Consider the following 25,578-nt stretch of genomic DNA (forward strand, 5'->3'; position numbering starts at 1 on the left):
TTCTTGTTTTACGAAACGCGCGTGCAACCCAGCCCGGTCGGCGGGGCGATGCCGCTTGGTTCAGCGCGGGAAGCGTTGATGGGAGCAGCAGAGGGTTCCCTGCGTGCCCCGAGATGCCGCCGATGAGCGGCTTGAAGGAGGCATGATTGTGTGACCGGTTTGTGACGTTGCGATGACGCGGGTCGATTCGCAGGTCAGCTCGTGGGTCATGAGGTGTAGGCTATGCGGCTTGTCACAGTGAAGCTGCCCTGCACGGTCCTGGCGACCAAGCTTTCTGTTGACATTTTTTGCCGCCGTGTTTGCGCAGCCGCAAGACAACAATCACGGCGGCGGCCACCCGTCGCATAACGGACCCAATCCGGCGCACGGGGCACCGCACGGACAGGGTCGCAGCCCAGGCCCGCGCGACGCATCGATGGGCGGCCCGGGTGGTCCTGTTCCCCACAACGATTGGCACAAGGGGGAGCGGCTTCCGACAGAGTACCGGGATCGCAGTTACGTGGTCGACAACTGGCACGAGCACGGCCTGCAAGCGCCGCCGCGCGGGTATCAATGGGTGGGGGTAAACGGCGATTATGTGCTCGCCGCCATCGCGACCGGTGTTATTGCGAACGTCCTGCTTTCCGCGGGCCATTGAGCGATCTGCTTGCCTCGGAAACGGCGCTGGCAAACCTTCAGGATCCCGATCGATATCCTGAGTTGCATACGGTTCGGCAAGCTCTGCGCGACTGGCGTTTTTACCATGGTTTTCGAACAGATTCCGAGTCGTGCTTGCGCAGAGCATGCCTCGCGGTGACCAGTCCCACGCTCGAATCTGACGGCGCAAATCTGGCCGCCGTGTTCGCGACTTTGGCCCACATTAGGGGCGATACCATCGATCTGGATAGCGTGATTGGTGATGCATTCCCCGGTGCGGTCGAATGGTAGCTAACGCCATCGCGGAGTTGTATCGAGATCTGCCGACGTAATAGCCATACCCGGCTAAATCTCTTTTTGCCGTGACGCTTGGCACAAACTATTCGCGATCTACGGCTCCGAAGAGCTTGCGCCCCTCGATGGAGGCGATACTTCTCGTGCGGACATCCGCAAGTGATACACGAACCGCCATGGCCGTGGCATTCTCCAGAAATCGATGGCCTGACCGATTCTCACGAAAGGAACGCACCCTTGCTCACACCCGGCACCTCGCGCACCTCCCGCATCTCGCAACAGGATCTCAACGAGCTGATGACGCTGCTCGAGATCCAGGTCCTCGGCCTGTCTGAATGCCTGGTCAGCCCGGGCTTCATTCTCGAACTGGACGGCAACACGGCGCCGGGTATCCACTACATCCTCTCCGGCGCGGGGCGGCTCCATATCGAAGGCGCCGCCCCGGTCGAGCTGAAGCCGCATACGCTGCTGATCGTGCCGCCGCGTCATCCGCTCAGGCTCGAAGTGCCTGGCCATCACGCGGGAATCGCGCCGACCACCATCCTCGGGCGCGAGCACAAACAGGTCGTCGATTCTGTCAACCGCTTCCGCGCCGGGAGCGAGGAGCCGATGACCGTGATGATCTGCGGCTACTTCAGCGCCACCTATGGCGCGTCGATCAATCTGTTCCAGACGCTCTCGATCCCGATCGTCGAGCATTTCGACGCGGCAGACCGGCTCGACGTGTATCTGCGTACCGCGTTCGACGAACTGGCCGCGCAGGAAGTCGGTGCGGGGGCGATGTCCGGTGCGCTGCTGAAACAGGTCATCGTTGCGCTGGTGCGCCGTTCGCTGAAGTCCAACGCGTTGTGGATGGAGCGCTTCGCGCTGCTCGGCGATCCGCAGGTCGCACGGGCCTTTGCCGATATGGTGGCGCGGCCCGCCGCGCCACATACGGTCGCAAGCCTCGCGCAGAGCGCGTTTCTGAGCCGCTCGGCGTTCATGGCGCGCTTTTCGGAGGCGCTCGGCCAGTCGCCGATGCAGGTATTGCGCGACATTCGCATGCGGCAGGCCGCGGCCCAGTTGCGCACCGGCGACGTCACGCTGGACCAGGTGGCCCGCAACGCCGGATATGCGAGCCGCGGTTCGTTTGTGCGGGCGTTCCGCGATGTCTACGGCACCGGTCCCTCTGAATACCGCATGGACACGCGCGCGCCCTGATTCCCGGACGATCCGTACTGTCTGGCGGACCTTCTGCAAAGCCATCCCGCCTATTCTTTCTTTATCGTATTCAACGGAAGGAGAGACAGAATGGCTTACGAATACAAAGTGGTTACGTCGCCGGTCGGCCTACTCAAGCTCGTCGCGTCGCACGGCAAACTGGTCGCGATTCTGTGGGAAAACGATCGACCGGATCGGGTGAAACTCGGCGAGATGATCGAGGCCGCCGGCAACCCCGTGCTCGTGGAAACCGAGCGTCAGCTTGGCGAGTACTTCGCGGGTACGCGTACGCGCTTCGAACTGGACACGGAGTTCATCGGCACCGAATTCCAGAAGAAGGTCTGGAATGCGTTGCTCACGATTCCCTTTGGTGAAATCCGCAGCTATCGCGAGATCGCGACGCAGGTCGGCAATAGCCGTGCTAGCCGGGCGGTGGGGGCGGCGAGTGGACGCAATCCGTTATCCATCGTCGCACCTTGCCACCGGGTGATCGGCGCGTCCGGCGACTTGACCGGCTTCGCAGGAGGCTTGCCAAGGAAGGCCGCGCTCATGGCAATTGAAGGCAACGCAACGCCGCGACGTCGCGCATAAGCTCGATTTCGTTTTCGAACGCGCCTTCCATCGGCGCCTTGTATCGACGTGATTCATGTCGGTACAGGGCGCCGATTTTCATTGGCATCGCGAACCCGTGGTTGGCGCGCAGCTGGACGGTCGGTGGACTTTCGCGATCGTTTTCAGGACCCCGTGCAAAGGTGCCGGACCTAGACTTCACAGCAATGCAGAAACGCAAACGCTTCGTGCAGACACTTTCAAGTCCATCCGTTTAAGCGATCGACGTCCAACGCTCAACGATCAGGAGAACCACCATGTCCCGCATTGCCATTCCGACACCCGAACAAATCCCCGACGCATCGCAGCCGGTCCTCGAAGCCATCACCAAGGGTCTTAAGATGACGCCGAACCTGTTCAGCATCATGGCGCTGAGCCCAAATGCGCTGAACGGCTGGGCGGGCCTGCAAGGCCCGTTGGCGAAGACGCTCGATGTGAAGACCCGCGACGGTATCGCGCTCGCGGTTTCGCAGGTCAACGGTTGCCAGTACTGCCTGTCGGCGCACACTTACGTTGCCAGCAACATCGCGAAGATCCCGGACGATGAAATCCGCCGCAACCGGCTGGGACAGGCCGACGATCCGCGAACCGCCGCGGCCGTGGCATTTTCCAGGACATTGATGACAAGCCGTGGCAAAGTATCCGACGCCGATCTGGCAACGGTGCGCGCGGCGGGATTCAGCGACGCGAATATCGTCGAAATCATCGCATTGAGCGCACAGTTCATGCTGACGAACTTCGTCAACAATGTGTTCGATACGGAAATCGACTTCCCGGTCGTGGACCTCGAAGTCAAATGACCAGCACGAGGAGCGTCGGCTCCTCATCTTTCAGGAGACAGCTCATGACCCGCACCGTCGCCGAGAAGCGCGCCGCCTTTCGTGCCATGCACACATCCGGTTGTTTCGTGCTGCCCAATCCGTGGGATGCCGGCAGCGCCCGTTATCTGCAGACGCTCGGCTTCCAGGCTGTGGCAACGACCAGCTCCGGCTTCGCCTGGTCGGTCGCACACGCTGACAATTCATTGTCGCGCGATGCGATCCTCGCGCATCTGCGCGATATCGTCGAGGCGACCGATCTACCCGTCAACGCGGACTTCGAGAACGGCTTTGGAGAGGACCCGGCCGGCGTCGCTGAAAGCGTCAGGCTGGCCGTTGCAACCGGCGTTGCCGGTCTGTCGATCGAAGATTCGACCGGCGACGATCGCGGTTCGCTTTTCCCGATCGAGGTCGCCGTCGAACGGCTCAGCGCGGCACGCCGCGCGATCGACGAAAACGGCGGCGATACGCTGCTGATCGGCAGAGCGGAAAACTTCTTCGCCGGCTTGCCGGATCTCGACGACACCATCGCGCGCCTCAAGGCTTATGCGGCGGCGGGTGCCGACTGCCTGTATGCGCCGGGCATTTCGACGCGTGAGCAGATCGAGGCAGTGGTGGCCGCGGTGGCGCCGAAGCCGGTCAACTTGCTGATCGGTTCGACTTCGACGCTCACGCTGCAAGACGTGGCCGCGCTCGGCGTGCGGCGGATCAGCGTGGGCGGCGCACTGGCCCGGGCAGCGTGGGGTGGCTTCATGCAGGCTGCGCAGGGGCTGGTCAAAGGACGCTTCGACGCCTTTGAAGGCGCAGCCTCCGGCGCGCAACTCAATGAGATTTTCAAGGACCGTGCGTGACGCACGGCATCACATCCGGCATCACACCCGGCATCACACCCGGCATCACATCCGGCATCACATCCGGCATCAGGCCCAGGCATCGGGCCGCGCATGCCCCTTCACATGGAGATGACCATGGCTCGTGAAATCATTCGTGTCGAACCGCTGTCGAGCTGGCTGGAGAACTGGAAGGCGCCCACCTCCGCGGTGACACGCCATGACGGCACGGTCTACGTGTCGGGCTTTCCGCCGTTCGATCCCGCGACCGGCGAAATTGTCGACGCGCCGATCGAGCGTCAGACCGAACTGGTGCTCGAGCAGATGAAGCTATGTCTGGAAACGGCCGGTTCATCGTTGGCGCATGTGCTCAAATGCAACGTTTACTGCACGTCGGTGGAGAAGTTCGCGGTCGTCAACGCGATCTATCAACGTTACTTCCCGGTCGATCCTCCGGCGCGAATCTTTGTGAACGTGCCCGCGTGGCCCGGTCATTTCGACATCGAAATCGACTGCATTGCCGCCCTCGCATAGCGCCTGCGATTCAAAGTACTGCGCTAGCTGTGGCCACTCGTCACTACTCGTCACTACTCGGCGCTGACCTGCGCGAGCGCCGCGATCAGATCTCCAAAGCGTTCGCCCTGCACCAGAATGTGACCTCTCAGCGCGGCGGCGGCCGCTTCGCCGTCGCCTGCCGCCAGCGCATCCACGACGGCCTGATGTTCGTCGAATGAAGCGGCGACGCGGCCCTTGACGCGTAACTGCAGGCGCCGGTACGGGCGCAGCAGTTTATGCAGCGCCTTCGCCTGGTCGTGCAGAAAGCCGTTGTGGCTGCCGTGATAGATCAGGCAGTGAAAGCGCTCGTTCAGATGGTAGTACTCGTCCGGACTGCCGGCGTCTCGCGCTTTCTGGCAAGCGGCGTGAGCCTCGCGCAGCGTCTCCAGTTCCTGCGCATTCATGCGCCTCGCGGCAAGCCGGCTGCACATCGCCTCGAGCTCGGCCATGACCTCGAACATCTCGATCAGCCGGTGCAGGCTGATTTTCGCGACCACCGCGCCGTGCCGTGGCCGCATCTCCACCATGCCTGCGGCAGCCAACTGGAGCAGCGCTTCCCGTACCGGTGTTCTGGACACCTCGAAGCGCGCGATCAGTTCCGCTTCATCGAGCCGCGCGCCAGGCGGGAGATCGCCGGTCGCAATGGCTTCCTCGATGGATTCTCGCAGCCGGTCTGTCAGCGTGAGCTTGTTTGTCATGTTGGGACTCCGGATGGAATCGAGTTGACCATAACGAGCCTGTCGTCACCGTACGCGTAAACGATAGTTGAGAACGGTGTGAGTCGAATTATAAATACGTGAGGCGCCTATAAATATAAAAATTGCCCCTTACAAAATATTGACAGGGCTTCCGGACATATCCGCGGTCGTCGACCGATGACAGTCCGTCCATTCCATACGCGCGCGCACTCCTTTTCCTTGACCCGTGTTCGGAGGGCTGATCATGAAGATGCAGTTCGTAGCTGTGTCGGTGGGAGTCGGTGTAGGGATCGCGTTGATCGGCGGCTGCGGTCACGGCGACGATGTCAATGGGCCGCCGCCCCCTGTGTCGCACGGCGCTGGCTTCATCAAAAGCTTCCAGATCATTTCGAGCGCGCCGGCCTTCGCCGGCGCGACCCCGGCTGGCGCGGCAGGTCCCTACCAGGTGATCACCGCGCTCGTGCATGGCGAGCTCGATCCGAACAACCCGCTCAATGCGGGCATCGTGAACATCAAGAACGCGCCGGTGGGCAGCGACGGTTACGTCGCCTATACGACCGACGTCGTGATCCTGCGCCCGCAGAGCGCATCGGCCGCGAAACGCGTGCTGTTCTACGACGTGGTGAATCGCGGCAGCAAGATCGGCGCGGCGTCTTTTGTGGGCGGCGGCGCGCTCGATACCGGCGCGGCGCCCTCGTCGAGTTTCCCGTCGCTGCTGCGTAACGGCTATACGATCCTGTGGAGCGGCTGGCAAGGCGACGTTCCGGTCACCGGCAACAGCACGACCGCCGGCGCGGGCCTGCTCGGCGCCAGCTTCCCCGTTGCGACCAACAAGGACGGCACGCCGATGACAGGAATGAGCCGCGAGGAATTCATTCCGGACTATGCGGGCGGCCCACCCACCACAATTCCGTTGACGTATCCGCCGGCCAATCTCAACGACAAGACCTCGGTCACGTTCACCGCGCGCCAGTCGTGGCTCACCGCGTATGGCAGCATTCCTGGCGGCCTCGAAACCTATACCGCGCCGTCCCAGCCGGTGACGACATGGAGCTACGTCAGTACGCCGAACAATGTCTACGAAGGCAATTATTCGGTGACGTTCACGCCGCCCGCGTCCGTGCCGGGCCCGAACGGCGCGCAGGTTCCGCCTGACGCCGGGACCATTTACAGTTTCGTCTATCAGGCCGCGGCGCCGACCGTCGACGGAATCGGCTTCGCCGCGTTGCGCGACCTGGTGTCGTTCCTGCGCTACGAGACGGCCGACGCCCAGGGTGGCGCGAATCCGCTCAACGATCTGAAGAACGCGGGATGCGTCGCGTCGTCATGTTCGACCAGTACCAACTTCGATATTGCGATCGGCGAGGGCATCTCGCAATCGGGCCGTTTCATGAAGGACTTCCTGTATCAGGGCTTCAACGCGGACAAGAACGGCAAGATCGTGTTCGACGGCCTGTTCCCGATCATTTCCGCCGCGCGCCGCACGTGGACCAATGCGGCGTTCGCGCAGCCGGGACGCTGGTCGAAACAGCATGAAGATCACTTCATGCCGGGCTTCCAGTTTCCGTTCACCTACGCCACGATGACCGACCCTGTGAGCGGCGCCTCCGACGGTATCCTGAAGCAGTGCACGGCAACCAACACCTGCCCGAAGATCATGCAGCTCGACGGCTCGTTCGAATGGTGGGGCGGGGCGGCGTCGCTGGTGGTCACCGACGGGCGCGGCAACGACATCCAGTTGCCGCCGACCGTGCGCTACTACCTGGTGGCGGGCACTCAGCACGGCGGCGGAAGCGGCGTGACAACCGGCAATTTCATCGTGCCCGCCGCGGGCAGTCAGTGCCAGTTGCCGGGCTCGCCGGTCGAGGAAACGCCGGTCGAACGCGCGTTGATTCCGGCTCTCGTCAACTGGGTCGGCAAGGGCACGCCGCCGCCCGCGTCGCAGTATCCGACGGTCGCCTCCGGCAATCTGGTCGCGCCGACCCAGACGGCGCTCGGCTTCCCGTCGTTGACCAACGTGACGGTGCCGAGTGGACCGGCCGCGACGCCCACGCCGCTGCAACTGACCTTCAACGGCGAATACAACCAGCTGTTCGTGACCGACTATAGCAACGCGGTGCCGGTGGTGAACACGGCGCAGGCCTACACCATTCTCGTGCCGAAGGTGGATGCCAACGGCAACGAGACGACCGGTGTGCTGGTGCCCGACGTCAGCGCGCCGCTCGCCACCTATACCGGCTGGAACTATCGGGGCGCGGGGCATGCAATCGGCGACGGCTGCATTTCCAACGGCGGCGCGATTCCGTTCGCGGTGAATACCGCCGCGCAGGCCGGCGGCACCGATTCACGCGCGACGCTGGCGACGCTCTACAACGGCAGCCGGTCCAAGTATCAGGCGGCGGTCGCGGCCGCGGCGAACGCACTCGTGAGCCAGGGCTATCTGCTGCAGGACGATGCCAACAACGTCTTCATCGCGAACGCGGCCGGCGTGTCCGCGACGTTGCTGCCGCAACCTTGAGACGCCGCGTGCCGAGGGTGAACGCCGTGATGCAGAAAGCAGGGGGATGCACCGCCGCCGTGTGCGCCGCCGCGCTGATTGCCGCCTGCGGTGGCGGTGGCGGCGACGGTGGCCCGGGCACGTCGGGTGCCGGCGCCGCCCCGGCCGCCCCGGCGAATGTTTCGGTCTATCCGAATAGCTTGACGCTCGGCAGCGTCAATGCGGTTTCGCTGTCGCTCAGCGCCGCGACAACGACCACCAATGCGATGTTGATCAGTCCGGTCGTCGCGCCGCTGCTGACGGCCGGCAACAATCCGCTCGTTTCCACGCATCTGGCAGCCGGCGTGCCGGGCGCCGGCACGGCATGCGTGTCGGCGGTGACGAACAGTATCGGCACGGTGGCCGGGGTCAACGCCGGCGTCAACATCAAGAGTGTGGCGGTGCTACTGGACAATAGCTGGAGCGTGTCGGCCACGCCGTCCGCGAACTGGACGACGCTGGGCGCCGCCGGCGCCGTATTCGACGGCTGGGAAAACTGCGGCGCGAAAGCCGAAGGTGCGCCGTCGCCTTCCTCGACGTTGACGATCAACGCGGATGGCAGTTTCTCCGACAACGTATTCGACGGCAATCCTTCCACCACCGTCACGACGATCAACCAGAGCTTTACCGCGGCGCAGGCGGCCTCGTTATTGTCGGAGGCCGGTTATCTCGACAGCAGTCAGCCGGCTGATCCGCAGACGATCCGGCTGAAGCTCTATCACAACGCCGCACAGCAAACCGTGCTGGTCGAACAGGGCATTCCGGCGAGCGGCGCCACGGGGCAGAATCCTGGTTTCATTGCGATCTACTTCCCGCGTTGAGCGCTTCTTTCGCAGCGTCGAAGCCGATCAGAGCGGGATGCGGGCCGCACCTCCTGTTGCAAATGAATCGCCCGCGTTGCGCTCGCGCCGTGCAGCGCACGGGCGCAGTGGTTAGTGCAGCGCTTGTGTTGCGGTGCCATCGTGCGAAGGCGGCATGATTCGCGGCCCGATCAGGGCAAGAATCGCGGGGTCCTTGATGAAATCGGCAGCCGACGTTGCCGCCAGGATCACCTCCGGCGACTGGGGACGGGCGATCACAAAGCCCTGCACGTAATCGACCCGCATCGCCTGCAGGATCTCAAGTGTTTGCGCGTCTTCGACCCACTCCGCGATGCTTTGCATGCCAAGGTTGCGCGCCAGCCCGATGATGGCTTCGACGATCGCGGCGTTCGCCGAAAGCTCCTGCATATCCCGCACGAAACCGCCGTCGATTTTTAATGCGTCGGCAGGCAGGTCCCTCAGGTACGGGAACGATGTGTAGCCGGCGCCGAAGTCATCGAGCGCGACCTTTGCGCCGAGGCGCTGCAGGTTGTCGACGAGGCGCCGGGTATTGTTGAGATCGTGCAGCGCCACGCCTTCCGTGATTTCAATGCACAACATCGGTACCGCGCTGCGGTAGCGCAGGAACAACTCGCCGAGCTCCGCAACGAAGTGTTCGTCATTCAACGACGCGCCGCTCACGTTGATCGAAATGAAGCGGGTGTGCGAGAGCTTCGCGCGATGCTGTTCGATCCAGGCCAAGGTGGTTTCCATCACCCATTTATCCAGCGCGGAAATCGTGCCATTGGCCTCGGCGGCCGCGATCGCCTTGGACGGCGGGATGATGGTGCCATCCGGCGCGCGCATGCGCAGCAGCACCTCGAAATCGAGCGCGTCGTACGGGGTCTTCAGCGACATGATCGGCTGCATTTCGAGGAACAGCCCGGCCAACGGCAACTCGCCGTTAAAGCGTTCGATGAGATCCAGATCGCGCGCGCGTTCGACGAACATGGCGGCATCGCGCGTATAGACGACCACCCGCCCGCTGCCGTTCAGTTTGGCTTCCCGGCAGGCGGCGTCGGCGGTGGAGATCGCATCTTCGGCGCTGAGCCCCGGGGGCGCCTCGATCAACCCAAGCGACGCGCGGACGTGAAAGGCGCGCCGGCCGATCCGGTAGGGCTCGCAGTCGATGACATCGATGATCGTCTGCGAAATCGACTCGGCCTGCCCGATCGAGGGCTCGCGAAACAGAATGACGAATTCGTCGCCGCCGATGCGGCATACGCGGTCGTTCGGGCCCAGTTGCGATTCGATGCGCAGGCAGACCTGCTTCAGGACCTCGTCGCCAATGTGATGGCCGAACAGATCGTTGATCAGCTTGAAGCGGTCGAGATCCAGGTAACCGATGATGAGCGAGCCCGCCGGCTCCTCCGCTGCGTTTTCCGTGCGGCCGATCTGTTTGTCGATACCGCGCCGGTTCAACGCGCCGGTCAGTGGATCGTGATCTGCCAGAAAGCTCAAGGTACCGATCGCCTGATGCCGCTCGGTGACGTCCTGGATCGAGCCTTCCAGTTGCGAGCCCGCGTAGGCGGCCCTGACCAGATAGTGGCGCCGTGTGTCGCCCCCGGACCTGGGCGCGGCGAGCACGCCTTCATAGGTGGGCAGGCCGGCGCCAGGCGCGCTCGCGGCGTCTGCGACGACGGCGCTGCCGTGGCGCGACAATTCGACCTCGGCCGAGTCGTTGTTCAGTGCACGGCTATAGATCGGTTGCCAGCTGTCGGCGGCGAAATAGTCGTCCCAGTGCCGGCCGGCTGTGCCGCCTTTCATCTCCAGCATGGTTTCGAGCGCCGAGTTCCAGCGTACGAAGCTGCCGTCCGAGGCCAGCGTGAAAAGACCGACTGGCGTGGTTTCATAGGCGTGGCGCAATTCGGCCTGCACGCGCAATCGCTCGGCCCGCTCGGCGCGGATCTGCTCGGCGATCGCAAGCGCTGCCATCAGACTGGACACCAGCGCCGCGGTGACGCTATTGAATGCCGGAAAGAAGACATGCGTCTTGAAGACGGCGCTGGCGACCTCGGAGAGACTCGCGAGCAGCGCGACGGCCAGAGCCGCGCTGTACCAGAGCGCGGTTCTCGACGGCGCGACCGTCAGGATGCGGGTGAGCATGAATACCAGCACCGCGATCGCGAAACTGGCGATGCCCCACATCACCGGAAGATAAACGGGTACGGGCAGCAGTATCGATGCCAGCAGCAAGACCGGCCCCAGCAAAAGCACCGTCTGGAACAGGCGCTGATATCCCACCCGGGAGAGATCGTTCTTGAAAAGCGTTTGAAAGAGCGTGCAGGTCAAGATGTAATAAACCGGCACGGTGATCTTGCGGATCAGCGAAATCCAGCCGAAGGGAATTGGATAGCCGAGCCATTGGTCGTCCCATCCCATCGAGATCGCACCGAGGCGCAAATTACCGAACAGCCACGCGGCGAACAGCACATAGACCCAGTCACGGTTGACGATCGCCGTAATCAGCACGAAGGCGGCCAGTGTCACGAGGCCGCCCTCGAGCAGGCCGGAGCGGCGATAGAAGGTGTCGTTTCTTCGTTTCAGCTCGTCCGCCGACAGCTGGGACGCGCTGAGCACCGCGGGTCCGCTGAAGATGGCCCGGCAAATCACGCCATGAGGCTCCTCGACGACGAGCGCGATGCCGCTGCCTGAGCGGGTCATTTCGCCCGACGACGCCAGGGTCCGCGATACGCTGCCGATCGGGACCTGCGTGACGGCGTCGAAACAGGCGATCTGCTGAATATGGCGGGATGGGAACAACGTGGTCGTGGCGTTCGCCGCCGCTTCCGACTGGGCCGGATGGATCTCGAACCAGATCGGCGCCTCGCTGAGGCGCGTGTCGTAGTTTGTCTGCAAAGGCTGGGATCGAAGCGCGAGCGCGGCGGTGTCCACGCCGAGGTGGCCGTCCGGATCGCTGAGGATGCGCATCGTCAGCGGGACGCCGCTCTCGGGCGCGGGTGTGGCAGCCGGGTACAGCGACACGAGCAGTGACAGAATGCCGATCGCAACAGGGACCGCATAGTAGCAAAACAACTGCGAGAATGCGTTAATCGACAGGCCGGAACGGCTCCAGGTCCGATACCGCATGCCTTCAAACCATTCCATTCAAGCCTGCCCATCAAGGTGGAACGTTGTCATCTTTCCCGCCGGTCACGTCGCGCGTTCGGGCGGCGGGGCTTCGTCGAGCATCGCCAGCACGGGAAAGGCGCTGACGATGCTTCCTTCTCTTTACGGCAAATTCAGCATTTAACATGAGGCGGTCTTGTGTATCGATCCGACCGCCGCTCTACGACCAACTCGATCAAGGCAGGCAAACTAGACGACCGCGGCATCCGCGCTGTTCTGCAGCGAGCCGAACGACCTTGCCTGATCCCCGAACGGAGCCGCGCCGCGGGTCCAGTTCAGTGACGGCGCCGCGCTCAGGTCGATGTCCTGATGGTGCGTCACCAGCATGAACTCGTAGAGCGGGTGCCGTGCAGCGCTCCACCGCCGCTCGGTGGTGGCCACTTCAAACGCCATGATACGGTGCGGGATGTTGGTTGCGTGGGCAAGCGGAATAAACTCTTTATCGCCGTAAACGTCGCGAAAAAGCAGAGCTGCGTATTGACGGTCGAGTGGCGTCCGGGCTGCAATGGCCATCCAGTCGATCTGTTCACGTACACAGTATAGATACAGCGCTTTGAAGAGCCCCAATTTGACCATCCGGCCTGGCTCGCCGGCTTCCACGCCAAGTCGCGTGGCGCCGACCAGCCGGCCGGACAACCAGTCCGGCAGTTCCAGCGACTGCTCGAGTGCGAGCGGACGGTAACAATTGCTCTGGATGCGCATCGTCCCGACCGGACTGCGGTCCAGCTTGGACTCGGCGAGCAGCACGAGTCCGCCCGGATCGCGATCGTACGGCTCTTCCTGATCCATCGTTCGTGCGAACTCCGGTACGTGCCGCTGGTAGGCGGCCTGCCGCATCCTGAGTGCGCGCGCCAGCGCTTCATCGTTATCGACGACACGTACCGTGAATGGCAGGCGCGCTTCGCTTCTGCCCGATGACGATGTGTCGGACCGGTGGCCCGTCGTTGCTGGAGTGGAAAATGCCCCGAAAGAATCGCGGGCGTTCGCTGTCTGGTTGCTGTCTAACATTGTAAAAACTCCCGATTGAGCTGCCTCCGGCTGGTGGCAGTACAGGGAGCTTCGCACGGTCACTAAAAGGGGTGTTTGAAACGGCGGGTGGTGTAGCGCGGTGGTTTTTTCCGGCAGGGTGTCGATACACGGAAAGAATTAGAAAAATAACGGTTTACGTTGAATTACTTAGTAAATGGGCCGCGGATCTGCGCCGTCATTGCAAATCGCTCTAGTGAAATTCCTTACTTCTGATTCTGTTGTCCGACCGGCGATCTGCGCGGGACACGAGCCGGGCATGCATGAGTACTGAAGATGTTTTACGGGTTGGCGAGGAGCCACAAAAAAAGATCCACACCCTTGGTCCCGCGTTGCTCAGCATTCGATTACGCAGGATGCCTCACATTCGAGCGAGGGGATTCAGATGCTCGGGTCGAGAAAACAGGTTTCATTTGCCGTTCTCAAGCAGGACTTCTCTGTCGTGCTGCGCGAGGGCAATGCCTGACTCGCGGTTTTGTTCAAGCCATGAGAAAGGTACGTCCATGCTCGACGGCGCGAACGAGCCGGCTTTCGCGCACCCCATTTTCTGGTCGCCATTCGTGAATGTGGGCGAGGGCGGCGAGGAATAGCCAGCGCTTGCCGACCGGGAAGCTGGCGTCCGATTCTCGACCGAGTAGACTAGTCGTCAATCGTTGCGGTTCGCGAAGTGATCACTTTGACCGAGATACATGCGGGCCTGTGCCCGCTTAACAGTCGAAATGCCAGATAGAGATATAAGGCCAGTTCACCGACGAAAAAACTGGGGGGGCAATGACCATCGCGATCTGTCAGATCCTTGAGCGGATCTGCGCGACAGCGGGCGCGGATCTCTACCGTGGCCGCCGCACAACGGACGGGATGCCGGTGCTGTTGAAGCGCCCTCCGGAACCCGCAGAAGCAGTCCAATCCGCTCGTTTGAAGCGCGAATACCTGCTGCTTCAATCGTTGAATGTCGCGGGTATTGCGAAACCGCTCGCGCTAGTCAAAGAAGGCGACGGCCTGGCGCTGATCCTGGAACACTTTGCGGGCGAGTCGCTCGAAGCCGTTTTGGGTCGTGAGCTGCGCATGGACGTGGCGCTTTGCCTGCGCATTGGCCACCATCTGGCCGATGCATTGGCGGGCATCGACAGCGCGAAGGTCATCCTTCGGGATATCCGGCCCGCCAATATTCTGGTTATGCCGGCGACTGGGCAAATTCTCCTGGTGGATTTCACCCTCACCACGGCTCAGGAATCCAACACCGTCTCGCCAGAGGGCGTCGCCGTACCCGTGGGCGATTGGGCGTACGTGTCCCCCGAGCAAACCGGTCGCATGAATCGTCCGGTGGACTACCGGACCTCTTTCTACTCGCTGGGCGTATTGCTCTATCGCATGCTGAGCGGCCAGTTGCCGTTCGAGGCGAACGATCCGCTCGAATGGACGCATTGCCATATCGCCCGCATGCCGCCCCCACCGAATGAGATCGTGCCGGAGGTGCCGCAACCGGTGTCGGATATCGTGATGAAGCTCCTGGCCAAGCTGCCGGAAGACCGCTACCAGAGTGCGTACGGGCTACGCGCCGATCTCGACCGGTGTCTCGCGCAATGGCTGGCCTCGGGCCGGATCGAGTCATTCCCGCTCGGTACGGAAGATATCCCGGAGCGCTTCCAGGTGCCGCGCAAACTTTACGGACGCGATGAGGAAGCGAAGTGGCTCCTCGACGCTTTCCAACACATGACGTCAACCGGCCAGGCGGTGCTGGCGAGTGTCCGCGGCTATTCGGGCATCGGCAAGTCGGCGCTGGTCGACGCGTTGCGCAAGCCGATTGTCGCGAAGCGCGGCTACTTCATTTCGGGGAAGTTCGATCAGTACCAGCGCGATATTCCGTATGCCACCCTCACGCAGGCGTTTCGCGAACTGGTGCGGCAACTGCTGGCCGAAAGCGAGACGAACATTGCCGGCTGGCGGCAACAGATCCAGGCCGCGGTCGGAGTGAATGGCCAGCTGATTGTCGATGTGCTGCCGCAGGTCGAGATCATCATCGGACCCCAGCCGCCTGTTGCGGCGCTGCCGCCGAGCGAGGCGCAAAACCGGTTCCGGATGGTGCTCCGGCAATTCGTCACGGTGTTCGCGAGCGAGGCACACCCGCTGGTCGTTTTCCTGGACGATCTGCAGTGGACCGATGCGGCCAGCCTGACGTTCATCGAGGACCTGATCACGCACCCGGACACGCGTTATCTGCTGCTGATCGGCGCCTACCGCGATAACGAAGTGGACGCATCGCATCCGCTCGTGACCACCCTCGAGACGATCCGCCACAGCGGCGCACCGGTGACGGACCTCAAACTCGCACCGCTGTCGGTCGTGCATCTGAACGAGTTGGTGGCCCATACGCTCCATGCGTCGCCCGTCGTCTGCGAACCGCTCACGCGGCTGGTCTATGAGCGTACCGAGGGCAACCCGTTCTTCTTTATCGAGTTCCTGGACACGCTGCATAAGGAGGGGTTGTTGCGGCATGACTCGCGACACTGGGTCTGGCAGTGGGACCTGGATCAGATCAAGGCGAAGGACTTTGCCGACAATGTCGTCGACCTGATGGTCGGTAAGTTGCGCCAGTTGTCCGCCCCAGCACGGGAAGCGCTGCAGCTGGCCGCATGCCTGGGCAACACGTTCGAGTTGCGACATCTCGCGCTGGTCAGCCGGAAATCAGCGACCGAGACTGAGCAGTGCCTCGCGGCGGCGGTGCGCGAGCGTTTGCTTCTGCGCACCCACGGCAGCGGCAAGTTCTTGCACGACCGGATCCAGCAGGCGGCTTATTCACTGATTTCCGCAACCCAGCACGCTGCAGTCCACCTGCGAATCGGCCGGGTACTGCTCACGAACCTGACCGCGGACGAACTCACCGAGCATCTGTTCGATGTCGCGAACCAGTTCAATCGGGGCGCCGCGCTGCTGGATGACCGGGATGAAAAGGCGCAGGTGGCGACGCTCGACCTGCGTGCCGGGCGCAAGGCCAAGGCGTCGGCAGCCTATGCGTCGGCGCGCGTATATCTTGCGGCCGGCATCGCGCTGCTCGATGAAAAGGACTGGGGCAATCGATACGAACTCATGTTCAACCTGCGGCTCGCGAGCGCGGAGTGTGAGTTTCTGACCGGCGATTTCGACCACGCGGAGCGACTGATTGCGGAGTTGCTGCAGCGCACGGCGTCGAAATTCGACCGGGCCGCCGTCTACCACCTGAAGGTCCTGCTCCATGTGATGAAGTCGGAAAACTCACAGGCCGTGGCCAGTGCGCGCGCCTGCGGCATGCTGTTTGGCATCAACATCCCGGCACACCCGACCTGGGAACACGTAGAGGCCGAATATGAAATGGTCCTGCGCAATCTGGAGGGACGTCCGATCGAGGCTTTGATTGACTTGCCGCTGATGACCGATCCGGAACTGCGGACCGCCATGGAGGTGCTTGCGATTCCTTTGGAGGCCGCCTACTTTACCGACCTGCATGTGTTTTGCTTGCTGGTGTGCCGCATGGTGAACGTCAGCTTGCGGTACGGGATGAGCGGCCCTATCTCGCAAGCGTATAACTGGCTCGGGACGATCCTCGGCCCGGTCTTCCACAGTTATAGCGAGGGCGATCGTTTCCTCAAGCTCGCATGCGACCTGGTCGAGAAGCACGGCTTCATCACCTTCCGGGCAAAAGAAGGCTTCGCGCACGAGCTTGCTGCAGGATTTGAATTTGATCGTGCCCGAGGGTCCACGACCACCGAGCACACCCATCTCGAGGAAGAGCGCCGTAGCTTTGCGCTCTGGGGCACCGGCGGCGAGATCCGGCAACTCGACGAGCGCACGCCGCCGCTGCATGAACAGCCGGAGTCATCGTCCGCCACGTCGCCCAGCAATGTGGGGCGGCTGGATCTGCTGTCGGTGGCCAAGGCGTCGCAGGCGATTTCTGGCCAGATCGTGCTGGAGGACCTGGTTGACACGCTGATGCACATCCTGCTGGAAAATGCCGGTGCGCAGACCGGCCAGCTGCTGCTCGCACGCAACGAGAGCCTGGTCCTGGCGGCCGAAGCGAGCGTGGAGCAGCAGACTGTTCACGTGCGGCGGCTCCTGAACCAGGTCCCCTGCGCATCGGAACCGCCGGGATCAGCAGCGCCCGCAGCGGCATGGCCGAGTTCCATCGTCAATTACGTCCGGCGCTGCCAGGAGCGGGTGCTGCTGGATGATGCGAGGCAATCGAATCCTTTTTCGGCCGACGCTTACTTGAGCCGCCGGCAGCCGAAGTCGGTGTTGTGCCTGCCGCTCATGCGGCGCTCCGAGTTGATTGGCCTGTTGTACGTGGAGAACAATCTGGCCACGCACGCGTTCACGCCCGAACGTGTGACCGTGCTGGAACTGCTGGCCTCACAGGCGGCAATCTCGCTGGAGAACGCGATGCTCTACGCTGCGCTTCGTGAGCGGGAAGCACGCATCCGCCGCCTCATCGACTCCAATATCATCGGGATCTTCTTTGGAGACCTTGCCGGGAATGCCAGCGAGGCGAACGACGCATTTCTGCAGATCGTTGGCTATACCCGGCAAGATCTGTTGTCCGGCAACATCAATTGGGCAGGCATGACGCCGCCGGAATATCGCGCCGCAGACGCGCAGCACGTCGAAGAGCTTCGGAGGACCGGTACGTGCCAACCTTTCGAGAAGGAATATATCCGCAAGGATGGCCGACGTGTCCCGGTCATGGTGGGCTCGGCGATAGTGGAAGGCTCGCAGGAAACGGGCCTCGCCTTTGTGCTCGACCTGACCGAACGCAAGCGGGCGGAGGAGCAGTTGCAGGCGTTGCAGGCGCAACTCGCTCAGGCCACTCGCGTGGCAAACCTCGGGGAGCTGAGTGCATCCGTTGCCCACGAAGTAGGCCAGCCGCTCACGGCGATCGTGACCAGCGGCGAGGCCTGCCTGCGATGGCTCGGCCACCGGACGCCGCAGCCGGAGGAGGTGCGGGCGTGCGTGGAGCATATGATCGGCGAAGGTCGGCGCGCGGGAGAAATCGTCCAGGGTATCCGCTCGCTCGCAAAGAGGGCTAACCCGCAGAAGACGCGGCTGGAACTCAACGATGTGGTCAACGACGTTGTGTCCCTGGTTCAGCGCGAGGTTCTAAATCATCGCGTTTCCTTGCATCTCAAGCTCGCCCCCGAATTGCCTGCGCTCCTCGGCGATCGGGTCCAGCTTCAGCAAGTGATCATCAATTTCGTCATGAACGGTATCCAGGCGATGGCCGACATCGGCGACGCGCCGCGTGAACTACTGATTGAGTCATGTCACGACAACGGGGGGCATGTGGTCGTTGCTGTACGGGATTTGGGGACGGGCATTGATCCGCAAAACGCAGATCGGCTGTTCGACGCTTTCTTCACCACCAAGCCCGACGGAATGGGCATGGGATTGTCGATCTGCCGGTCGATCATCGAAGCCCACGGAGGGCGGGTGTGGGCATCCAACAATGCAGGGCGTGGTGCCGTCTTCCACTTCAGCCTGCCTGCGATTGGCGAAAACGCGTCAAATTAAAACAAGCGATTCTGAATCTCGTGATGCAGTCATGGATATTGCAAGGATCGATAGTCAGGACGCCTGCTCGCAGCCGAAATCACCAGCAGGAAGCCCAGCGTGTCGGCCCCGTCATTGATGGCCTCGATCTGTACCTGCCGCAGCCAGTCGGGCATTACCGGCGGCATGACACCCCGCGCAATCATCGCGAGTTCGGGTCGCGGGAACACATGATGAATGCCGGTTGATACGCCCAGTCGGGCAAGGGCAGCCAGGGCCCGCGAGTTGGCCTGCACGAGCCGCCCGCGCTCGTCGGTCACGATGATCCCATGCGCCCGTCCGGCATAGCCCGTGCAACGTTCCAGCAGCCGCAGACGGCGTTCCATCGCCACCTTGCCGAGCCGGCTCTCGATCCGTGCGGCCAGTGAAACGATCAATGCCAGACTTTGCTGGTTGTAGCTTTGCGCCAGGCCGGAGTGATCGATCACGCCGAGCACGGAGCCGTCCAGTGGGTCGCGAATCACCGTGGCAGAGCAGGTCCAGCGCTTGATGCCTTCGCAGAAATGCTCGGCACCATGGATCTGGACCGGCTGCCCCAGCGCCAGCGCGGTGCCGATCGCATTTGTACCGCAATTGAGTTCGGTCCAGCCGCAGCCGGGAATTAGCCGGATTTCGCCGGCGGGTTCCCAGCTGCTCTGATCGCCGGCCAATTCGAGGATCATGCCGTCGGCATCGGTCAACAACAACACGGTGCCGGTCTGCAACAGGAATTCGCGCGTCTGGAGGATCGTCGGCAGGCTGGCACTGAGCAGCCGCTCGTTTCTGGCGCGCAAATCGAATAGGCGCTCCTCTTCCAGCGGTGGCGGAGCGCAATCGAGGCCCGGGCTGACGTGGCCGTCCAGGCAGCGATGCCACGAGCGATCGACCACGCCTCGCAGGATACGCGCGCGCGACGTATCACCCTGAACCATACGGTCCCACACGGACATGATGCTGGCGTCCCGATCGGGACTGGGAAACCAGTTCATCGATGTGTTCGACTCGTCCACGCTCCTGTCTCCTCATGCTGCAGGATGGCCTCGCGCGGGTCAGGAAACCCAGCCGGGCCTGCACCCCTTTGTGGTCCCGGTGCAGCCCTGATGCGCGTCACGCTGTAAACTGTACGCCGATAGTTCTCCTCGCACCTTTGTTTGCATCACAGTCGATTTATCGACCGGTGTCGAACTTGCGAGAAAGCAGGCAAAAGCTCTCCGCGTCCCGGACCGATACAGGGCTTGTCTGTTCCCCCGGCAGCCTGAGTTATCGCGGGCATGAGAACCGGACAGCCGGAGAAGTCGAAAGCGTCGGCTGCTTTCAGGAGACGATGCAAGCGGCTGGTGTGCAGTTGTGCCAAAGGGAGACGGTCTGTGCGGGCGACAGTTTCTTCACATGAAAGCCGAGGCTTGCGATATCTGGCGACGTTGTGGCTCGGAGGCTGTATCGCGCTCGGAGCCGTTACTGCAACCTGTGTCTTTCTGAACCAGGAAGAGAGCACCGCTGGCTTCTTCCTTCTGGTTGTCATTGTTCTCCTGTCCCTGCTGGACAGCTTCATCTCATCGGTTATTTTCCCGGTTGTTGGCGCCGTGTTGCTCAGCTATTTTTTCACGGAACCTGTCAATAGCTTCCACATCAGTAAACCCCAGGATTCCTTTTCCCTTGTTGCCTTTCTCGTCACGTCAATCGCAATCACTACCCTTGTCAGGCGGATTGGCCGCGTTGAGAAGATGCAGCGCGCGCAGGCGCAGCTGCTGGAGCTGACACACGACATTATCATTGTGCGTGATAAGAACAACGTGATTACATACTGGAATCAGGCAGCAGAGACACTCTATGGATGGAAGAAGGAAGAGGCAATTGGGAAGTCCATTGACGAATTTCTGAGTTCGGTGTTCCCGCTGCCTCGACATGAGCTCCAGAGGATTTTTCTTCGCGACGGCCAGTGGGAAGGCGAGTTGATTCACACGCGGCGGGATGGCACCGAGATAATCGTGACGAGTCGTTGGGCGCTGCAGCGCGACGGCGCGGGAAACCCGTTGGCCACGCTCGAGACCAACAATGACATCACGCAACGCAGGCGCGCCGAGGAGCTGCTCCGAAAGAGTCAGGCACAGTACTTCGCCGAAGCGCAGAAGCTAAGCAGGACCGGCAGTTTTGGCTGGGATGTCTCAAATGGCAAACTCTTCTGGTCCGACGAGACTTTTTCTATCTTCGAATACGATCTGGCGGTCGCGCCCAACATTGAGCTGGTCAGGCGGCGGGTACATCCAGACGATCTACCCCTGTTTGAGGAGAAGATTGCAAAGGCGCGCGGTTTCGCTGTCGACTTTGACATCGAGCATCGTCTGCTTTTTCCTGATGGACGCATCAAGCACCTCCACATCGTTGGCAGGGAAGCGAACGGTCAGCGGGATAGCAGACAGGTCATCGGGGCGGTGATGGACGTGACGCGGGCGAAGCAAACAGAGGAGCAGTTACGGCATGCGCAAAGCGAACTTGAACGCGTAAGCCGGATAACAGCGCTTGGTGAGCTGAGTGCATCAATTGCCCACGAAGTGGGGCAACCCCTTTCCGCCATCGTAACGAACGGTGAAGCATGTCTGCGCTGGCTGCATCGCCAGCCTCCGAACATGGAGGAAATCGAGAGCTGCGTGAGCCAGATGACGGACCAGGGAAATCGAGCTGCAGAAATCGTGCAACGCGTAAGGGCACTCATGAAGGGGGGGCCGCCGGAGCGGGCGCCGATTCCAATCAACGACGTGGTCGAGGAGGCGATTGCCGTTATCCGGCGGGATATTGAGCGCCAGGGTGGCTCGCTGACACGTCGTCTTGCCAGGGGGCTGCCGCTGATACTGGGCGACCGTGTGCAGCTCCAGCAGGTGCTCGTCAATTTAATCACCAATGCTCTGCAGTCGATGGCGAGCGTCAACGGCAGGCGCGAACTTGTCGTCCAGTCCCGCCTTGACCCTGAAGGCAATGTTGTCGTGGCGGTAAGGGACTCGGGGGCGGGCATCCAGGAGGCTAATCTTCCGCAACTCTTTGAACCGTTCTTTACGACACGCAGTTCCGGCATGGGAATGGGGCTCGCTATTTCCAGTTCTATTGTTGACGCCCACCGTGGGCAAATCTGGGCCTCCAATAACCCTGAGGGTGGTGCGATGTTCTCGTTCAGCCTTCCGCCAGCCATGAAGGAGGAGGTGCGAAAGTGATGCACGGCGACCGGCGCGCACATTGCCCGGTTCACTTATACATTCGTACGATGTCACTGAACGCCGCGCGCATGGTTGAGTCGGCGGAAGAATTTCTTGCATCCGGGCAGGCCGCCCATACTTCCTGCCTGATTTCCGACATCCGCATGCCCGGGATGTCGGGTATCGAGATGCATGAGCGCCTTCGTGCCCAAGGACATGCCCCGGCCACCATCTTTACCAGTGCCTATCCGACGCCGGCATTGCAGGCAAAAGCGGCGAGCAACGGCGCACTTGTGTTGCCGCAGAAGCCTTACCAGGCCACTGCAATGACTCACTGGCACTCACTGGCTCCCGGTCGAGTTCGGAAATCCCTGGCGGATCATCGACCCCGTGCGGAAGTGCTAACGCGCGACGGCGCAGGCACCGTTTCCGCAGTGTGCCCCGCCTCGCCAAAATGGATGATTTTCACGACGGTCCCCGGCGCCGCAACTCGATGGGTAATGGCCCTGAATCCCGAGACACCTGGGCATCCTGACGGATGGATTGCGCGAGCGCACTTCATCTGTCCTTTGACGATCATTTGCATCACTTGGACCACGCCGGGATCGGGCAAAGCTCGGATTGCAAAATGCCTCGCTAATAGGCTAGTTTTCGGTGAAGCAGCAGGCCGGACATCTTTTGTCTTTTCAACGCCGGAACAACGCCAGGACAACGCCAGGACCGACAATGCAAACGCGCACTGCGTTGAGCCACCCGTTTTGCGCCGGCGCGTTATCCGCTCTGGTCGCGCTTGTCTGCTTCGACAGCGCATGGGCGCCTGAAGCGGATCAGACGCGGCGGCCGGCACATGCACCGCGATCCATTCGCTTCACGCCGCTGGAGCCACGCGTTCACATCCAGCGCGTGGACTTCGTTCTTGACGCCGCGCCGCCGACGAAAAGCGACGAAGCGCAAAAAAAACGCAAAACCGAACCGCGCCGCGCGCCAACGGCCAAACCAAAACCGGGCGCGACGGCTGCTTCCGGATCAGGCGCGTTGCCTGGAACACCGCCCGCCACCGCCGTAGCCAGTCAAACGAGCGAAGGCGCGTCGCCCGGACCCGCACCCGGAGTACCGCCCGCAGCCGCCGCCGTCAATCAACCGAACGAGGCCGCGCCCAAGGCCACTGCCCAGCCGATCGGGCAGGCCTCACGCGCTGCGGCGTACGGGCCGGCGCCGGCCTCATCGGCGGACGTCGTGGCGAGCTCCTCCGCGGCGCAGCAACCTGTTGCCGCTGCTAATCCGCAGCCCACCGGCGCGGCCCGCGCTCCCAGACTCAGCAAGGAGCAATTGCTGGCCTTGCTGCCGGGTTCCACCATGTTGAGAACCAACATCGCTGGCGCGCTCCGGCAGTGGGTCAACAAGCCCGACGGCACCCTGACCGTCTACTGGAACGGCGCTGGTCTGCGCCATGGGGCACACAGCGCGAGCGGCCGCTGGAGCGTGACCGACGAAGGCCGCTTTTGCCTCCACATCGACTGGGAGGATCTTCCCGAGAACTGGTGCCGCTTTCTCGAGCAGACGGCCAACGGCGAGTACCAGCCGATCGCCGATATCGCCGACGCCAACTGGATGCCGCCGACGGATAAAACCAATTGGCGGCCTTTGACCATTCGTCATTAGCGCCGCGCAAGGCAATCAAAGCCATCAGGGCGATCCGAACAATCAAAGCCATCAAAGCAATCAAAGCAATCAAAGCCACCAAAGCAATCGCCTATCCCGGCGTGACGACTACGGTGCGTCGTCGACACACAGCACGGGATCGCTGACCAGACAATCCGAATCCGAAGCGGCAGGCCCCACGCCGCGTGTTTTCAGCGATGTCTCCTGTGCCGCGATATGCAAGCCTTTCGGCAGCAGCACCCACATGCGTAGCCGCTCCTTGGTGCGGCTCGCCTGGGTCTGCGCGGACTGACCGAAGCCGTAGAAGTAATCAGCCCTCACAGCGCCCTGAATCGCGCCGCCCGAATCCTGGGCCAGCATCAGGCGGTTGACCGCACCGGGCGTCTGCGGGGTGTCGCGCGTGGAGACGAACACGGGCGCGCCGAGCGGCGTGGTGCGCGGATCGACTGCGACGGAGCGGCCCGCCGATAACGGAACGCCCAACGCGCCCAGCGGACCGTTCGGCGAGTCCGGGATGACGCGAAAGAACACATAACTCGGGTCGGAAATCGCGAAGACAGATCGAGGCGCAGCCATGCCCGATGCACGTGCGCCGGCGGCAGTTGCATCACCCGTACTGCCTGCGGTAGCGGTAGCCGCGCCCGTACTGCGCGCGCCCGCCGTAGCGGTGCCCGTACTGCCTGCGCCAGCGGTGCTCGTCACTGCCGGCTTGATCGAGCCGGCGCTCGAAGGCGTGGTCGTCGCCAGCTTGAAGCCACGCAGCAGCGGCGACGCCGGCTCATCGTCGTCACCGTCCGCATGCGGCGCGTTGCTGTCGGCGATCGCGGCCGGCGCGTCGTCGTCACTGACGTCGACCTCCATCTCCATGCCGCGCACGACGAGCTTGCGCGCGCCGGCTGTGGTGTTGCCGTTGTGCGCGACCGGCGGCAGAAATGGCCGGCCATTCTGTTCCGCATAGGCAAAGCGGCGAATCGAGCCGTCGCTCATGCGGACCTTGCCCGCGCCTTGCAACTGCATCGAATACAGCATGACAGGGTCGTCGACGTACGCGAGGATCGGCGCCTTCAGTGCGCCGCGCTCGATCTCGGCGCGCGTGTAATACGGCACGATGCGCTCGCCGTCGAGCCGCAAGCGGATCTTCTTGTCGCGGATATCGGGCACGCTGTCGCGCAAGTCGAGCGCATAGACACCCTTGAGGCCGCCGCTCGTCACATCGGTGAGCGGTATCACGCTGCGCCCGTCGATGCGAGCCGCGGTGATGCTGCCGCGCGCCCGGTCCGGCAAACGTCGCGCGTCGAGATAGAGCATGTCGTTCGGGGTGCCGTAGACCGGATAGCGGTAGGCGCCGCCATACTGCCGGCTGCCGTTGAGCAGGGGTTCGTAGTAGCCGGTCATCGTGCCGTCGAGCGATTTGTCGGTATTGCGGATCTGGTACGCGTTGAAATACGTTTCGAAGAATTGCCGGATCGCCGCGACGTTGCGAACGTCGATCGCCCGCGCTGCATTGCAAGGCTCCGACCAGCCGCTGCGGGCGCCCAGCACCGTGCAACTGCGGCGAAACGCGTCCCACGATGCGCTGACGTCGTCGGTGTCCCAGCCGGGCAAGTCGGCGAAAGCGGTCGACTCGTAGTAAGCGTGGCGCGTCGCGAAGCCGCCACCCGTGACAGGTTTGGGTCGCGGGCCGTTGGATCCGGTGGCCGCGCCCGATCCCGCTGGCGGTGTCGCTGCCGGCACAGCCAGCGGTCCACCAGTCTGCGTTGCCGCGGCTGACGGCGTGGGCGTTTCTTGTGTCGGCAGTGCAATCTGTGCGGCGGGTGGTGCGGCTTGCGCCGTTGGTTCAGCCGGTGATGCCGCGGCAGGGCGCGTGCCTCCCACGGTCACGCTCGTCGCCGGATTGTTGCTTGCACAACCAGCGAGCGTCGCTGTCAGCGCAAGCACAAGAAGCTGAACCGTTCGCATGCGACCTCCTTGCGGACCATCG

General features: G+C 62.6%; 18 protein-coding genes. 13 read left to right on the forward strand and 5 right to left on the reverse strand.

The window, feature by feature from the left end:
• The first annotated feature begins 277 nt into the window (after positions 1-277).
• The 7 genes from PQR53_RS21890 to PQR53_RS21920 all read left to right on the forward strand — a co-directional run bounded on the left by PQR53_RS21890 (position 278) and on the right by PQR53_RS21920 (position 4,921).
• Positions 278-637 carry an RcnB family protein gene (locus PQR53_RS21890; RefSeq protein ID WP_408458265.1) on the forward strand — a complete coding sequence of 120 codons (360 nt, stop codon included), beginning with the start codon at positions 278-280 and terminating at the stop codon, positions 635-637.
• A complete protein-coding gene (locus tag PQR53_RS21895; RefSeq protein WP_408458268.1) occupies positions 634-927 on the forward strand; it encodes an AAA family ATPase in 294 nt (97 codons plus the stop codon). The genes PQR53_RS21890 and PQR53_RS21895 overlap by 4 nt, the downstream gene beginning before the upstream one ends.
• A gap of 240 nt (positions 928-1,167) precedes the next feature.
• On the forward strand, positions 1,168-2,130 hold the full coding sequence (locus PQR53_RS21900) for an AraC family transcriptional regulator (protein ID WP_408458271.1): 963 nt from the start codon (positions 1,168-1,170) through the stop codon (positions 2,128-2,130).
• A 90-nt stretch (positions 2,131-2,220) separates the two neighbouring features.
• Positions 2,221-2,721, forward strand: a complete 501-nt coding sequence (locus PQR53_RS21905; protein WP_408458274.1) for a methylated-DNA--[protein]-cysteine S-methyltransferase — start codon at positions 2,221-2,223, stop codon at positions 2,719-2,721.
• A 275-nt stretch (positions 2,722-2,996) separates the two neighbouring features.
• Complete coding sequence (locus PQR53_RS21910) at positions 2,997-3,539, forward strand: carboxymuconolactone decarboxylase family protein (protein WP_408458276.1); 543 nt, start codon at positions 2,997-2,999, stop codon at positions 3,537-3,539.
• 44 nt (positions 3,540-3,583) lie between these two features.
• Positions 3,584-4,408: an isocitrate lyase/PEP mutase family protein gene (locus PQR53_RS21915; RefSeq protein ID WP_408458279.1), complete on the forward strand. Its 825-nt coding sequence runs from the start codon at positions 3,584-3,586 to the stop codon at positions 4,406-4,408.
• 117 nt (positions 4,409-4,525) lie between these two features.
• Positions 4,526-4,921: a RidA family protein gene (locus PQR53_RS21920; RefSeq protein WP_408458282.1), complete on the forward strand. Its 396-nt coding sequence runs from the start codon at positions 4,526-4,528 to the stop codon at positions 4,919-4,921.
• Positions 4,922-4,974: 53 nt separating this feature from the next.
• On the opposite strand, the gene PQR53_RS21925 is transcribed toward PQR53_RS21920, so the two are convergent.
• Entirely contained in the window at positions 4,975-5,640 is a 666-nt protein-coding gene (locus PQR53_RS21925) for a GntR family transcriptional regulator (RefSeq protein ID WP_408421551.1), read from the reverse strand.
• Between the two features lie 244 nt (positions 5,641-5,884).
• Between PQR53_RS21925 and PQR53_RS21930 the strand changes: the two genes are divergently transcribed.
• Together PQR53_RS21930 and PQR53_RS21935 are read left to right on the forward strand one after the other, a co-directional pair.
• Positions 5,885-8,158, forward strand: a complete 2,274-nt coding sequence (locus PQR53_RS21930; RefSeq protein WP_408458285.1) for an alpha/beta hydrolase domain-containing protein — start codon at positions 5,885-5,887, stop codon at positions 8,156-8,158.
• Between the two features lie 8 nt (positions 8,159-8,166).
• Positions 8,167-8,997 carry a hypothetical protein gene (locus PQR53_RS21935; protein WP_408458288.1) on the forward strand — a complete coding sequence of 277 codons (831 nt, stop codon included), beginning with the start codon at positions 8,167-8,169 and terminating at the stop codon, positions 8,995-8,997.
• Between the two features lie 111 nt (positions 8,998-9,108).
• On the opposite strand, the gene PQR53_RS21940 is transcribed toward PQR53_RS21935, so the two are convergent.
• Both PQR53_RS21940 and PQR53_RS21945 read right to left on the reverse strand, forming a co-directional pair.
• A complete protein-coding gene (locus PQR53_RS21940; RefSeq protein WP_408458291.1) occupies positions 9,109-12,144 on the reverse strand; it encodes a putative bifunctional diguanylate cyclase/phosphodiesterase in 3,036 nt (1,011 codons plus the stop codon).
• Between the two features lie 210 nt (positions 12,145-12,354).
• Positions 12,355-13,173, reverse strand: coding sequence for a hypothetical protein (locus PQR53_RS21945; protein ID WP_408458293.1), 819 nt, complete (start codon positions 13,171-13,173; stop codon positions 12,355-12,357).
• A 789-nt stretch (positions 13,174-13,962) separates the two neighbouring features.
• On the opposite strand from PQR53_RS21945, the gene PQR53_RS21950 reads away from it, so the two are divergent.
• On the forward strand, positions 13,963-18,729 hold the full coding sequence (locus PQR53_RS21950) for a trifunctional serine/threonine-protein kinase/ATP-binding protein/sensor histidine kinase (RefSeq protein ID WP_408458296.1): 4,767 nt from the start codon (positions 13,963-13,965) through the stop codon (positions 18,727-18,729).
• 29 nt (positions 18,730-18,758) lie between these two features.
• Here PQR53_RS21950 and PQR53_RS21955 read toward each other — a convergent pair whose 3' ends face one another.
• The gene (locus PQR53_RS21955; protein ID WP_408458298.1) at positions 18,759-19,757 is read right to left on the reverse strand and encodes a sigma-54-dependent Fis family transcriptional regulator; all 999 of its coding nucleotides are present in this window, start codon (positions 19,755-19,757) and stop codon (positions 18,759-18,761) included.
• Between the two features lie 393 nt (positions 19,758-20,150).
• On the opposite strand from PQR53_RS21955, the gene PQR53_RS21960 reads away from it, so the two are divergent.
• Genes PQR53_RS21960 through PQR53_RS21970 form a run of 3 tightly spaced genes read left to right on the forward strand, consistent with a single transcriptional unit; the run spans position 20,151 to position 23,597 of the window.
• Positions 20,151-21,953, forward strand: a complete 1,803-nt coding sequence (locus PQR53_RS21960; protein ID WP_408458301.1) for an ATP-binding protein — start codon at positions 20,151-20,153, stop codon at positions 21,951-21,953.
• A gap of 50 nt (positions 21,954-22,003) precedes the next feature.
• Complete coding sequence (locus PQR53_RS21965; protein ID WP_408458559.1) at positions 22,004-22,756, forward strand: response regulator; 753 nt, start codon at positions 22,004-22,006, stop codon at positions 22,754-22,756.
• A complete protein-coding gene (locus PQR53_RS21970) occupies positions 22,662-23,597 on the forward strand; it encodes a hypothetical protein (protein WP_408458304.1) in 936 nt (311 codons plus the stop codon). Before PQR53_RS21965 ends, PQR53_RS21970 begins: the two co-directional genes overlap by 95 nt.
• Before the next feature lie 108 nt (positions 23,598-23,705).
• Here PQR53_RS21970 and mltA read toward each other — a convergent pair whose 3' ends face one another.
• A complete protein-coding gene (mltA, locus tag PQR53_RS21975) occupies positions 23,706-25,556 on the reverse strand; it encodes a murein transglycosylase A (protein WP_408458307.1) in 1,851 nt (616 codons plus the stop codon).
• Between the last annotated feature and the right edge of the window lie 22 nt (positions 25,557-25,578).

The sequence above is a fragment of the Paraburkholderia fungorum genome, from assembly GCF_046027605.1.
GTDB lineage: Bacteria > Pseudomonadota > Gammaproteobacteria > Burkholderiales > Burkholderiaceae > Paraburkholderia > Paraburkholderia fungorum_F.

Excerpts from the sequence above, each read along its gene's own strand:
- PQR53_RS21940 (WP_408458291.1), bottom strand. The coding sequence starts at position 12,144 with ATGGAATGGTTTGAAGGCATGCGGTATCGGACCTGGAGCCGTTCCGGC.
- PQR53_RS21965 (WP_408458559.1), top strand. The coding sequence starts at position 22,004 with ATGTCACTGAACGCCGCGCGCATGGTTGAGTCGGCGGAAGAATTTCTT.
- PQR53_RS21930 (WP_408458285.1), top strand. The coding sequence starts at position 5,885 with ATGAAGATGCAGTTCGTAGCTGTGTCGGTGGGAGTCGGTGTAGGGATC.
- PQR53_RS21970 (WP_408458304.1), top strand. The coding sequence starts at position 22,662 with ATGCAAACGCGCACTGCGTTGAGCCACCCGTTTTGCGCCGGCGCGTTA.
- PQR53_RS21945 (WP_408458293.1), bottom strand. The coding sequence starts at position 13,173 with ATGTTAGACAGCAACCAGACAGCGAACGCCCGCGATTCTTTCGGGGCA.
- PQR53_RS21915 (WP_408458279.1), top strand. The coding sequence starts at position 3,584 with ATGACCCGCACCGTCGCCGAGAAGCGCGCCGCCTTTCGTGCCATGCAC.
- PQR53_RS21910 (WP_408458276.1), top strand. The coding sequence starts at position 2,997 with ATGTCCCGCATTGCCATTCCGACACCCGAACAAATCCCCGACGCATCG.
- PQR53_RS21905 (WP_408458274.1), top strand. The coding sequence starts at position 2,221 with ATGGCTTACGAATACAAAGTGGTTACGTCGCCGGTCGGCCTACTCAAG.
- mltA (WP_408458307.1), bottom strand. The coding sequence starts at position 25,556 with ATGCGAACGGTTCAGCTTCTTGTGCTTGCGCTGACAGCGACGCTCGCT.
- PQR53_RS21950 (WP_408458296.1), top strand. The coding sequence starts at position 13,963 with ATGACCATCGCGATCTGTCAGATCCTTGAGCGGATCTGCGCGACAGCG.
- PQR53_RS21920 (WP_408458282.1), top strand. The coding sequence starts at position 4,526 with ATGGCTCGTGAAATCATTCGTGTCGAACCGCTGTCGAGCTGGCTGGAG.
- PQR53_RS21925 (WP_408421551.1), bottom strand. The coding sequence starts at position 5,640 with ATGACAAACAAGCTCACGCTGACAGACCGGCTGCGAGAATCCATCGAG.